Origin of the sequence: Desulfobacter sp. (assembly GCA_028768545.1) — a bacterium.
In the GTDB taxonomy this organism is placed as follows: Bacteria; Desulfobacterota; Desulfobacteria; order Desulfobacterales; family Desulfobacteraceae; genus Desulfobacter.
The window spans coordinates 807,318-819,841 of the sequence record CP054838.1; the positions used below are offsets into that span (position 1 = coordinate 807,318).

Below are 12,524 nucleotides of genomic sequence, written 5' to 3' on the forward strand. Positions count from 1 at the left end.
GATACCCCCCAGGATTGCATCAAAAAATTAAGATTATGGGTCTATAGATTGATTTTGACAATTAGAAAGGTTACTTTAGGATTATCGTTTTCAATTTAAATTATATATGGGTAAGCCCCGGGCTTTGGGGAATACCGCCCATTGTTTGATCTGTTCACGATCAAAGGCTTTAATGACCTAAGCTGTTGAAAGATTGTATGACCCCATGTGTTTGTGGCCGTATTGAACGGGTTTCAATAAACCTTTTGGCTTTGCAGGAGGGTGCGTCATAAAATTACCTATATGAGATACTCATTCAATCATTTTTTTATCACCATTATAGCCATCGTATCTGCCACCTTTATGGGGTTTCAGGATTTAAGTGCAGAAGAAAAAACTATTACCTTTGCAACCGAAGAATGGAAAGATGCCACAAACCGGGATGGTACGGGGTTGTATTGGGATATTTTACGGGCTGTTTTTGATTCTGAAGGATATCAGGTCACCCCCCTGATAAGATCTTATTCAGGATCGGTCACCCTTGTCAGGAATGGAACCGTAGACGGAATGATTGGTGCTTATATTGATGAAATCAAAGAAGGCCTTTATCCTGAACACCATTTTGCCGTTGATATTGTCCAGGCGCTTTACAAGAAAAAATCAAAAATTAAATGGGATGGCATCGAAACGATTAAAGGCAAAAGACTTGCCTGGATTGAGGGGTATTCATTTAACCAGTATCTTCCCCGGTCTGTAATGTACACAACCTCCCTTAGAAGGGTTGATTCGAGAAAAATAGGGGTGAACCTGCTTCTCTTGTCAAAAAGAGATTTTGTCTTGGATGCTGAAGGTGATATAAAGGATTTTTTCAAAGAAAATCAGGCCTATCAAATCAAAGATTTTGTGATGCAGCCAATTTGCGAATTAAAGCTCTACATTGTTTTTTCAAAAACCGAAAAGGGAAAAAGATTGACTCAAGTCTTTGATCAGAATTTTTCCAAGCTTTTAAAAGCGGGTGTAATAAAAAAGATGTACAAAAAATATTCCGGTAAAAACTTCACCCTTCCCTCGGATTTTTAATTGAATCTTTTTTGGGTTTCCGGCCCGTAAGGTTCAAGGTGAACCATGACGTCAATAATCCTGGTGTTTTTTTCAACAAGCACCTGTTTCACTTTTTCTGCAATATTATGGCCCTGAAATACCGTAAGCTTGCCGTCCACCTCAAGGTGAAGATCCATGTAGAAGGAGCCGGCCAGTTTCCGGGTTCGGATTTTGTGGACTCCGAGCACCCCCGGGGTCTGGGTGATGATTTGTTTTACCACCTCTAGGTCTTGTGAAGACATGCTGGTGTCCAAAAGCTCCCCAATGCTGGAGAAAAGGATGTCCAGGCCGACCTTTACAATGAATACGGAAACAAGAATGGCCCCGACCTGGTCAAGAAAGGCCAGTTTTGGGTTGATCAGGCAGGCGATCACCGCCACCAGAACGGGCAGGGAGGAAAGCGCATCTGTCCTGTGGTGCCATGCATTGGCCTTTACCGAAGATGAATTTGTTTCCACGCCCACTTGATAGGTCAGGCGGAAGAGGATTTCTTTGACTGCAAAGGAAAGCAAGGGGGCGGTGAATGTGATCCAGGACAAGGTGGCCTGTGTCCCCGGGGTCATGAGGGCCAGAACTGCCTTGTACCCGATGGTAACAGCCACACCCAGGAGGATGATTCCGATGCCGATGGTGACAAAAGACTCTATTTTCTGGTGGCCGAAGGGATGGCTTTCGTCTGCCGGGGCGGTCCAGTACTTTACCCCGAAAAGAATCACAAAGTCAGAAGAGGTGTCGGAAAAACTGTGAAGGGCATCTGCCACAACCGCCTGGCTGTTTCCATAGAGACCGATGACCAGTTTAACAATTGAAAGTCCAATGTTTGCAAAAAGCCCTGCCAGGGTAATTTTTCGTATCCTGGCCTTGCCCTGGGAAGTGCTCATAGTCATCCTTAATATTAATTTTTATCTGCAATCAGGGGTATGAATTTCAGGTTGGCCTTTGGAAAGGGATATTGATTCAAATCCTTTATTCTGGCCCATTTATGGTCAATGGGGCCTTTTAAGCAAACCCTGCCGGAAATATAATCGCAGTAAAAGACATCCATTTCAATCTTAAAATGGGTATAGGCATGGCTCACCCGTGTCAAAAAGGTATCTGCCCTGGATTCAATTCCTGTTTCCTCCCTGATTTCCCGGACACAGGCCTGGTCCGGGGATTCTCCTTTTTCAACATGGCCCCCTGGAAATTCCCAGAGTCCGCCCAGCAGGCCGGACAACTTTCTTCGGGTGATCAGGACAAGGTCGTTTTTGCGGACAATCCCCACTGAAATATGATGGGTGGGAATCTTTTTTTTCTTTATTCGAACCGGATAAAAGCTGACCCTGTCTTTTTTAAGGGCGCTGCAGGCTGATGCCAGGGGACAGGCTGTACAGACCGGGTTTTTCGGGGTGCAGACCAGGGCGCCCAGTTCCATCACAGCCTGGTTAAAGCTGCCGGGATCTTGTTTGAAAATGAGGCGGCCAGCCTCAGCCTTGAATTTTTTATGGGCAATATTCGCGTTGATCGGGGTATCCATGCAAAATAGTCTGGCCAGCACTCTTTTTACATTCCCGTCCACCACGGCATGTGCCTGGCCAAATGCAATGCTCAAAACAGCCGAGGCAATATAATCCCCGACCCCTGGAAGGGATAAAAAAGCGTCAAAGCGATCAGGGATGATTCCTTTCATCTCTTTGTTCACGATGCCTGCGGCTTTGTGAAGGTTTCTGGCCCGGGCATAATACCCAAGCCCTTCCCATAATTTTAGCACCTGTTCAAGGTCGGCAGATCCAAGATCCCGGACATCGGGAAAGGCTGCCATGAATTTTTCATAATAGGGAATAACGGTTTTTACCTGGGTTTGCTGAAGCATGACTTCAGAGACCCAGACCCGGTATGGGGAGACCTTGTCCCGCCAGGGCAGTTTGCGGGAATTTGCCCTGTACCAGTCCATGAGTTGGGTTTGAAACGCCAGTATTTGGGGGGATGAAAGACTCACAGGGTTTCCTTTGTTTTAGGCCTGAATCGTTTGACTTGGGACTGGAACTTTTCCAGGCTTGCGTCATCACATTCTTTTGTATACCGAAGACCTGAGTATAAATCCATGATCAATTGAATTTCCAGACAAAGATCCGGTCTTTTTTTGATACAAAGATCTGAGAATGTTTTGGGTCCCTGGCCGGGGGGTGGCACCAGCCCGATTTTGGACAGCTTTTTATAAAATTGATTCATGGTGTGTTTGATCGGGTCCAAAGGGGGGTGGGACCTGGAAAACTGCCATGCCAGAACAGAGAAAACAATCCCTGCAACAGATAGGGTCAACAAGATCAGAACAAGTCCTGTGGCCTGGTTGCCCCGGACTAAACCCAGGGTTGTGAGCCAGGCTTTTTGTTTAAAATAGGAGTATCCGGTAAACCAGGATTCCCATTCAAGGTTGGCGGCATCCATGGCAAATCGGATCCTGGACAAAAGGTTCAGGGCTGAAGCGCCTGATCCTGGACGGACAAGGGAGCCGTCCGGGTTGGTAAACAACCGCTGGGGGGCCACCGCGCCCGTGGGATCCCTCCGTATCCAGTCCTTGTCAAAATATTCCACCCAGGCATGGGCATAGGACTGCCGAACAATGAGATAGTTGCCGTAGGGGTTAAATTCTCCGCCCAGATACCCGCCCACGACCCGGGCTGGAATGCCTGCCTCATTGAGCATAAAGGCTGTGGCTGACGCATAATGACCGCAATATCCTTTTTGGGTGTCAAAGATAAAGCTGTCAATGGGGTGGTCGCCTAAAAGGGGCGGTGTCAGGGAGTAGACAAACTTGTTCTTTTTAAAATAGGCAAGAATTTTAGTGGCCGTATCCCTTGGATTGTCCGTTGTTTTACCCAGGTTTCGGGCCAGCTGACGGGTTCTGGGGTTTAGGGATTTGCCGTTTAAAAGGATTTGTCTTTGCATCTTCGTGACAGGATCAGTTTTTTGGGGTTCAGCAGGTGCTGAATCTGTTTTATACCCTTTTTTCAGGCTGGAAATGTGCCCAGGTTCCAGCCGGTCTGAAAACCCGGATTTTCCCTTGGACGGGTCCTGGAACCCGAAAAGACTGTCCGGCAGCCTGGGGAAAACCATGAACAGCAGAACGGCCAGGGCCCTGGCCAGGATAGAGCCTGCAAGATTTCGGCTCTGTTTAATGCTGGATTCTGGCCAATTGATCTTTACCAGGGATAGGGTGGTGACAAAGACACTGAACAGCATATAAATCATGGTGAACAAAGCATCGGACCGGAACAGGGAGGTGATAATCATAAAATAGGTTAACAGCAGGGTAATCATCCTGTGGCGGTGGGTCGGCATTTCAAAGGGTTTTATGGCGGCCATCAGAGCCATCAGCCCCACAAAAGCGTCTGCTCCGATCCTGAACCTAAAAAAGATTAAAAGCCCTGCAACTGCCGAGAAGGTCAGACAATGACGGATCCAGGCCGGAGGAAGGGGCCACCCGGTTTTGAACCGGACCAGTATATATCCCCACATGGTCAGGCACCAGAGATTGATCCAGACGGGAAGGTCGGGCACATGGGGAACAATAGCGACCACCAGGGCAAAAAGGATGGGCAGGGTCTCCTTTTTTTCTGGGTTCATGGAAATTGCCCGGGTTTTGGGGGTTAGGTTTTTCATGGCAGGACCTGGTCAGGGTCATACAGGGCAAGGGCCTCAAGGCATGAATGAAGATGGGCGTTTCCATTTTTAGGCATTTTGGAAAAGGTTTTGCCAATTTTAAGCCCATACCGTTGGTTTGTTTTTTCAGCATCAAGAATTGCCCCGCAGATCAGGGAGAGTTTTGATTCAATATCCCCTTGCCGGATCAGACTCAGATCAAATAAAATATCCTGGCCGGTCGGGGAGGTGAAATCCTTGACGAACATTCCCCGGCCCCTTGAAAAGGTTTTCCAGGAAATTCGGCCCAGGGGATTTCCAGGGACATAGGGTTTGAGCCCTTGAAAATCGTCAGGTCCTTGGAATGTACTTGGTTTTTGGCCGTCCCGGGTATCGCCGGCCTGGCCCCGGGCAATTTTTTTATGTTCAGGTGCCGGATATACAAGTCCTTTGGTGTCCAAGGAGAGCTTTGCCGAAAGCCTGAACAGGCCAAAGGGATAGACAGAACTCAGGACCAGGTTTTTGGGAACAAGATATCCCCTTTTTCGGGATTTGATTTTAAGATCAAACCAGGGGCTGGTCTTATCTTCTTGTGAAAAGGGCAGAGCGACTTGGCTCGGGGGGGTGAGGAAAAGGGACCGGCCCTGGTTGGCTCCGGCTTTGACCCTGATGGGAAAAATCATAAAACGGCCCATGAATACCGGCTGAACATGGGGCACAAAAAATTTAAGGCCGAGCAGGTTTTGATAGGAATGAAACAATGAGATTACAACCATGGTGCCGAGAAGAAAGACCAGGGTGAATCCTGCATTGTTGTTGTAATTGATGGATCCAAGGAGCATGGCCAAAAGGATAGCAAAAAAAAGACTGCCATGCTGGGTCGGGCACAATGAGAGGTCTTTTTTGTCGATAATCATACTACAGGCCTCTTAACATTTTAACCTGCCTTAAATTGGTATTTCCACCCGGCTGAACAGATCCATGAAATCCTGTCCGGGCAGGTGACCTGGCCCTCTTCCATGGCTTCAAGCAGGGCGCTCTGGCTTTTGGGGGTGGCCCGGTTGATTTCATCCACTAAGAAAACCTGGGTAAAGATGGGGCCTGGATGAAAATTGAATGTCCCGGCATTCTGGTCAAATACGGAGACGCCCAGGATATCTGCTGGCAAAAGATCCGAGGTAAACTGCATCCGCTGGAAGTTCAGGCCCATGCACCGGGCAAGGGCCTTGGCCAGGGTGGTCTTGCCGATCCCTGGAAAATCTTCAATGAGCAGGTGTCCCCGGGCAAACAAACAGGCCAGGGCCAGGCGGATCTGGCTTTTTTTCCCTAAAATGACTTGGGAAACCTGATCCACCATTGATTCCACCTGTTTATTCTGAGTCATGGGCTTACCCCTTTTGGGTTTCCCATTTGCGGATCAGGTTGATAAAGGTTCGTGTGGCTGTCCCCGAAGGCCCTTTGGGGATATAGGTTTTTTCGGTAAAATCCCAGGCCGTACCGGCAATATCCAGATGAGCCCAGGGGGTTTTTTCCACAAAATTGGACAAATAGGCCGCTGCCGTGATCGTTCCTCCGGGCCTGCCCCCGGTATTTTTGATGTCTGCCACCTTGGATTTAATCTGTTTTTGATAATTTTTATCCAAGGGAAGCCGCCATACCGGTTCCCCTGCCCTTTTTCCTGCGGATTCAATCTGGGCTACCAGGTCATCATTGTTGGAGATCAGTCCGGTATAGTGGTGGCCCAAACCAAGGATCACTGCCCCTGTCAGGGTGGCCACATCAACAACGCAGTCAGGCTTATAAGTCTTGATTCCGTAGGCCAGAGCATCCCCGAGTATGAGCCGGCCTTCGGCATCGGTATTGATCACCTCCGAGGTCACCCCGTTGAAATGGCGGATAATATCCCCTGGGTGAACGGCATTGGCCCCTGACATATTGTCTGTGGCAGGCACAATGGCAACCACATTTACATTTGGCTTTTCAATGGCCACCGTCTCCATGGCAGATAGAACCGCGGCACCGCCGCACATATCATACTTCATATCTTCCATTCCTGCCGAGGGCTTGATACTGATGCCGCCGGAGTCAAAGGTCAGGCCCTTGCCCACCAGGAGGATGGTTTGGGCGTTTTGGGGGGCGTGGTATTCCAGGATAACCATTCTCGGCGGAACCGAAGATCCCTGGTTCACGGCCAATATGCCTCCCATACCCATCTGCTCCATCTCTTTTTTTTCAATGCAGCGGTATTCCAGGTCGGTTTTTTTGGCCAAAACCTTGGCATAGCCTGCAAAGTCGGCAGAGGTCCATCCGTTGCCCGGTTCATTGGCCATGTTCCTGGCCGTGCAGGCACTAAAGGCTGCGTTCCGTCCTCGTTGCACCCCTTCTCTTATGGTTGTCAGATTCTGGTCACAGACCAGCCTGATCCCAACAAGCCCTGGATAATCGGTTTTCTTTTTGGTGGTGTTTTTGTATTTAACAAAGCGGTAGTCTCCCAGGACAATCCCTTCTGTCAGGATTTCCGCGGCCGTTGAAAGGTCTTTTACTCCCGGGGCCAGAAAGTCAGGCTCGGGCAGGTGTAAGACCATCTCTTTTGCCTTTGTTTTTTCGCAGGTCTTTGCGATCTCTCCGCCGGCTTGTCTGAGCATGTCCAGGGCTGCGCCTGGATCTTTTTCCCTGTCTACGGGACCAAGGCCCAGGACCAATACCCGTTTGGCGCAGGTCTTTGATCTTGCCGGAGGATAAAAGAGGAGCTGGTCTCCTGGTTTTCCCAGAAAATCTTTTAATTCAAAGGCTTTTTTTACCTGGGCCTGAACTGCCAAAGGACAGAGGGGCATCTTGTTTTTATTTTCAACGGCCAGGTATACCAGCAAATCGGTTTTAAAGGTTTTAGCGGCCTTGGTTGTGGTGGTGATTTGATTTTTATTCATGGGGTCACCTTAAATTTAGAATGGAAGGATCAAATATTCATTCATTACCATAGAAAAGGATCCGGCAAAAGGGGTTTTACAAGGGGGCAGCATGAAATGTATTGACCCGCCCTTTTAATGCCGTTAACAGCCAATGAGGGTGATGCTAATTTCCCGGGTTCTGTTGCAAAAAATTATTAATGTCTGATACAAGTCCGTTTTGGCACTAATTTGTTTGCAGAGAGATAGTATGAAAAATGAAAACCCTTTCAAGTGGCGTCATTATGAAAAAGAAATCATCCTATTGAATGTTCGCTGGTATCTGAGATATCAACTGAGTTACAGGAATCTGGAAGAGATGATGCAAGAACGGGGCTTGTCTGTGGATCACAGTACCATTTACCGATGGGTTCAGCGCTATGCTCCTGAAATGGAAAAGCGAAGCAGGAAGTATCTGCGGCAATCAAATGATTCTTACCGTATTGATGAAACATATATCAAGGTGCGGGGGAAAATGAAGTATCTTTACCGAGCGGTCGATTCCCGTGGAAATACCATCGATTTTCTTCTTCGCAGCAGACGTAATATGGAATCTGCCAAACGATTTTTTAAAAAGATGCTGCGAGCTTCCAATAGCTCCAGACCTCGGGTTCTGAGTGTTGACGGAAATCCTGCATATCCTCCGGCAGTAAAGGCTTTGAAAGAAAAAAAGCTTCTGAATAAGGACTGTATCCTAAGACAGAATAAATATCTGAACAATATTATTGAGCAAGACCACCGGTTTATCAAAAAGCTTGTCAGAGCTGGTATGGGGTTCAAGACATTTCATTCTGCCTGGCGGACGCTAAAAGGCTATGAAATTATGAACATGATCAGAAAAGGACAAGTTAAAAATATTAGGAAGGGAGAAATTTTAAAGCAGAAAGAATTCGTCGAAAATCTGTTTTCTTATGCTGCGTAAATTTTACGCCTGAACGATCTCTTTGTCCTGGAAATATTTTTTGCAACAGAACCGTATGGACGGGCAGCTGCTTTAAAATTTTTGTTGAACAATCCCAGGGCCAGATTCAGGTGATGGGTGATCTCGTGGCGCATCAGGGGGGTGGGGGTGATAAAATCATGGTTAAAGGTGACGTACATGAACAGGAGAATCGACCAGGTAAAGACAATGGGGGTGATGTCAAAGACCACCGGGATCTGGGCAATGACGGTAAACCGGTCGATCACCTTGGTAATATAAAGCAGATTCAAAACCAGGGGCACGACAATGACGGCACTGAAGACCCGGGTGACTATTTTATTTTTCCCTGAAAACTCCCGCTTGAACCGGCGGCTGCAAAAAATAAAGCCGGTAATAATGAACGCGTACTCAACGGCCATATGGATGTAAAATAAAGGGCCGAAACTGTCATCCCAGAAATCATAGCGGCTGTAAAACAAATAGTGCAGGGGGTTGATCAGTATCCACGAGAACTGAACCAGGGCAACCAGGCAAAGCCATCGCCTCAATTTTGAAGACAGGGGCTTTTCCGTTAAATAGGCATATCCAAACTCCACAAAGGCCAACTCCAGCACAAGGGTACAGGCATAATAGCCAAGAATAAACACCCACCGAAGATTAACTTCCGGGGCCACGGTTTTGAAAATCTTAAACACCATCCACATGATCATGGCCACCATCACCACAATAAAGGCATTGGCCGCATGGTCATCCCTGCGGGTTTTCATGGCAAACACCGTCAGGCAGACCACGGACAGAATAATGGCTGCCAGATGCACCAGGCAGATGACAGCAATTTCAAGTTTGAGAACCTCGGGCACAGATCCAGCCCCTATTCAATACCGTTTTCAACGGCGTATACGGCCAGCTCAAGGCGATTGGCAATACCAAGCTTCTCATAAATCCGGCTGACCTTGTTTTTCACGGTACCTTCGGTGTAGTACAAAGATTCACCAATGGTCTTGTTACTTTCCCCCAGAACAATGAGGCGGACGATATTGATCTCTTCCAGGGTCAGAAGATCGGCATAGCTTTTTTTTGTTCCCCCGGTTCTGGTCTTGAACTTTTCAATGATCACGGCCTTGGCCCCGGGGTGGATGACGGTGAGCCCCAGGGCCACGCACTTAATGGTGGCAATGAGTTTTTCATATCCGATGTCCTTGGTGATATATCCGTCGGCATCGCCGAGAAAGGCATCGGTGATATATTCCTGGTTTTCAAAGGTGGTCAGGATGAGTACCTTGATTTTTGGATATTTTTTCTTAATAATTTTCAAGGCGGCCAGTCCGTCTATTTCCGGCATTTCCACGTCCGTGACCACCAGGTCCGGCTGTTGGGCTTCACAAAATTGAATCAATGCCTGGCCGGATCCCACTGAACCCATCACGGTAATTTGGGGATCGCTGTTGATTATCTGTTCTAAAGAATTTCTCAATAACAGCTGATCATCGGCTATGGCCACCTTAATTTTTTGTTCCATAATATCTCCTGTACCTGCCCACGGTATCTCTTACCTCGGCCAGGTTGCGTTTTGCATCTTCAATGAGGGTCTCCACCTGGGAATCAAACCCGCCCCCCTGCTCCATCTGTCCAAGCGCCTTGATCCGCTGCCTGAAAGATTCCATGAATTGTTCCTGGGTCTGGGTGATGTTGGTGACCAGGGATGAGACTTCCTTTTCTTTTTCAAGGTCAAACACGATGTTTGAATATTGGCCCAGCTTCTGGTTGACCGCTTCCAGCCGGGCTTTCTGGTCGGCCTGGAGCGCCAGCATGGAAATAAGGTCTGTGATATCGCAAATGACCAGAGCCCGCCCCACCAGGCGTTTGCCCTGGCGGATCTCCTTGGTTCGGCAGTCCATGTACCGCCCATTGTTAGCTGAGGTAAATGTATTAAACCCATACTTGCGGCAGCGGACCATATCTTTGCTGAAAATCCTCTCAGGCCTTCCTCCGGGTATAGCCACGGCCTCCTGAACCAAAAAATCGGCATCCCGGGCTTGACGGTTGCGGAATATGATATTGTTGCCCGGGTCACAGACCAGAATCGCATCTTTGATAAGATCGTTGATATTGGCAAAGGCCTGGCCGCCGATACGATAGGATTTAAGATCTGCGGAAAAAATATGAATAGAGACCAGCCAGGCCGGGTATAAGGTCAGTAGCCCCCAGTTTCCCAGGCGGTCTGCCCAAATCGCCCCGCCCAGATACAGAGCCGGGGGAAAAAGAAAAAGAACAGAGGAAAAAAGCCTTGATTCTGACATCAGAACAACAGCCGCATATGCCAGCCAGCCGCCCATGATCCACAGGTAAACGGTTCCCAGCCGGACATCGGAAAAAACAAATGACTGAATCAGCCACTGGGGATGGAACCATGCCCCTGCAAGAATACAGCCCGAGATCAGAGAAAGAACAGGGTGAACTAAAACAGCAATTGGCCTTTTTTTGCTGAGCAGCCCGGATATGGCGGCAATGGTAATCAGGATGCAGGCAAGTTCCCCTCCCTTTGCCGCTTGGGCTGTCTCCTGGGAAACCAGCACCTCATGGGCGAATCTGAATATTGATGCCAGGCCCAGGGAAAGATGGGCCAAAAAAACGGGCTTGCCCTTCTGACCGAGGCCCTGGTACACGCACATCACTGTGCTGATGCAGACCCAGATCACGAAAAGGGTCAAAAAAACAATCACAGAAAACTGGTAATTTGTGTAGTAACGGCCGTCTCCCACACGTTCTCCTCGGGCCTAAAGGTTAATCTGCATCCCCCTTTATCATATGGAACATCGGTCCCACAAAAAAGTTTTTTTTAGGAAGGATTTCTCCTATCATTCCCATAAAAACCTTGTCAACCATTTCTTTTTTAAAGGCTTTATCCGCACCCAGATCCCCCCATGGGATAAAAACAAATCTTCCAGATCCCTTTTAAGAGTTTTTAATTTACAATCCTTGATTTGACGTTTATATTCCATTTAATGACTATGGAAAACATTGAAAAAAGCAGGACAAAAAAGAAAAAGCAGGCCCAGGCCCTTCAGAAACTCGGAAAAGAACTGGCCGGTCTGCCCATCCCGCATTTAAAGCGGCTGGACCTTCCAGCAGAATTGTTTGAGGCATTAAAAGCGGGCAAGTCAATCACCTCCAATGTTGCGGCCCGGCGGCAAAGACAATTTGTCGGCGCTTTGATGCGAAATGTGGACCCTGTGCCCATACGGATTGCCCTGGACAGCTTAAAGTCGGAAAACCGCCTTGCCCAGCCCTTGTCTCCCGCCCGAATATGGGTGGACAGGCTCCTAAAACAAGAGCCCGCAGCCATTGAAGAATGTCTTGAGGCCTGCCAGGACCTCACCCGGCAGCGGCTCAGGCAGTTGATCAGAAATATCAACAAGGACAAGCGAGCCCAAAAAAGTTCCAAAGCCCTGAAAACGCTGGAGGAGATTCTTTTAAACGGGATGGATCAAAGGTGAAGCGCCAGGGCAGATATGACCGAATCTACACCCAACTGGATGAATTGATCACAGACAAATCCCCGAATCTCATTGCGGCAATGGCAACCATTGCTGCCCTGCTTCACCATAAAATGCCCCATCATTTCTGGACAGGATTTTATTTTTCAGCCCCCAAAGGAGAGCTGAACATCGGACCTTACCAGGGCACCCTGGCCTGTCAGGTGCTCAAAGAGACCGGGGTCTGCCTTTCTTGTGTGAAGAAAAAAGCGCCGGTGGTGGTAAAAAATGTTGAAGAGTTTCCCGGCCACATTGCCTGTGATGCCAGGTCCAAAAGTGAAATTGTCATCCCCCTGATCAAAAATAAAAAGGTGATGGCTGTTCTGGACATTGATTCTTTGGATTTGTGTCAATTCAGCCGGGCAGATATCAAGCCCCTTGAAAAAATCCTCTCTTTGCTCACCCCTTTTCTTTAACCCT

Annotated in this window: 12 protein-coding genes and 1 pseudogene; 4 read left to right on the plus strand and 9 right to left on the minus strand. The window is 48.2% G+C overall.

Annotated elements, in window-relative coordinates; translation table 11 throughout:
* Positions 1-282: 282 nt before the first annotated feature.
* Positions 283-1,059: a transporter substrate-binding domain-containing protein gene (locus HUN05_03930; GenBank protein WDP84403.1), complete on the plus strand. Its 777-nt coding sequence runs from the start codon at positions 283-285 to the stop codon at positions 1,057-1,059.
* On the opposite strand, the gene HUN05_03935 is transcribed toward HUN05_03930, so the two are convergent.
* The 6 genes and pseudogenes from HUN05_03935 to HUN05_03960 form a co-directional block, all read right to left on the minus strand.
* Complete coding sequence (locus HUN05_03935; protein ID WDP84404.1) at positions 1,056-1,961, minus strand: cation transporter; 906 nt, start codon at positions 1,959-1,961, stop codon at positions 1,056-1,058. The genes HUN05_03930 and HUN05_03935 overlap by 4 nt on opposite strands.
* Positions 1,962-1,975: 14 nt before the next feature.
* Positions 1,976-3,013 (minus strand): A/G-specific adenine glycosylase, encoded by a 1,038-nt coding sequence (mutY, locus tag HUN05_03940; GenBank protein WDP87913.1) that lies wholly within the window; start codon positions 3,011-3,013, stop codon positions 1,976-1,978.
* Between the two features lie 41 nt (positions 3,014-3,054).
* A complete protein-coding gene (locus HUN05_03945; GenBank protein ID WDP84405.1) occupies positions 3,055-4,722 on the minus strand; it encodes a DUF3488 domain-containing transglutaminase family protein in 1,668 nt (555 codons plus the stop codon).
* A complete protein-coding gene (locus HUN05_03950; protein WDP84406.1) occupies positions 4,719-5,618 on the minus strand; it encodes a DUF58 domain-containing protein in 900 nt (299 codons plus the stop codon). The genes HUN05_03945 and HUN05_03950 overlap by 4 nt, the downstream gene beginning before the upstream one ends.
* Positions 5,619-5,701: 83 nt before the next feature.
* Positions 5,702-6,085: pseudogene (locus HUN05_03955) on the minus strand (AAA family ATPase).
* A gap of 4 nt (positions 6,086-6,089) precedes the next feature.
* The gene (locus HUN05_03960) at positions 6,090-7,628 is read right to left on the minus strand and encodes a leucyl aminopeptidase (GenBank protein ID WDP84407.1); all 1,539 of its coding nucleotides are present in this window, start codon (positions 7,626-7,628) and stop codon (positions 6,090-6,092) included.
* Positions 7,629-7,857: 229 nt separating this feature from the next.
* Between HUN05_03960 and HUN05_03965 the strand changes: the two genes are divergently transcribed.
* A complete protein-coding gene (locus HUN05_03965; protein WDP84408.1) occupies positions 7,858-8,568 on the plus strand; it encodes an IS6 family transposase in 711 nt (236 codons plus the stop codon).
* Here HUN05_03965 and HUN05_03970 read toward each other — a convergent pair.
* The 3 genes from HUN05_03970 to HUN05_03980 are packed head-to-tail and all read right to left on the minus strand — an operon-like array spanning position 8,556 to position 11,330.
* Complete coding sequence (locus tag HUN05_03970) at positions 8,556-9,428, minus strand: hypothetical protein (GenBank protein WDP84409.1); 873 nt, start codon at positions 9,426-9,428, stop codon at positions 8,556-8,558. The genes HUN05_03965 and HUN05_03970 overlap by 13 nt on opposite strands.
* A gap of 11 nt (positions 9,429-9,439) precedes the next feature.
* Positions 9,440-10,087, minus strand: coding sequence for a response regulator transcription factor (locus HUN05_03975; GenBank protein WDP84410.1), 648 nt, complete (start codon positions 10,085-10,087; stop codon positions 9,440-9,442).
* Complete coding sequence (locus HUN05_03980) at positions 10,071-11,330, minus strand: hypothetical protein (GenBank protein WDP84411.1); 1,260 nt, start codon at positions 11,328-11,330, stop codon at positions 10,071-10,073. The genes HUN05_03975 and HUN05_03980 overlap by 17 nt, the downstream gene beginning before the upstream one ends.
* A 243-nt stretch (positions 11,331-11,573) precedes the next feature.
* On the opposite strand from HUN05_03980, the gene HUN05_03985 reads away from it, so the two are divergent.
* Both HUN05_03985 and HUN05_03990 read left to right on the plus strand, forming a co-directional pair.
* The gene (locus HUN05_03985) at positions 11,574-12,065 is read left to right on the plus strand and encodes a DUF615 domain-containing protein (protein WDP84412.1); all 492 of its coding nucleotides are present in this window, start codon (positions 11,574-11,576) and stop codon (positions 12,063-12,065) included.
* Entirely contained in the window at positions 12,062-12,520 is a 459-nt protein-coding gene (locus HUN05_03990; GenBank protein WDP84413.1) for a GAF domain-containing protein, read from the plus strand. The genes HUN05_03985 and HUN05_03990 overlap by 4 nt, the downstream gene beginning before the upstream one ends.
* Positions 12,521-12,524 lie beyond the last annotated feature (4 nt).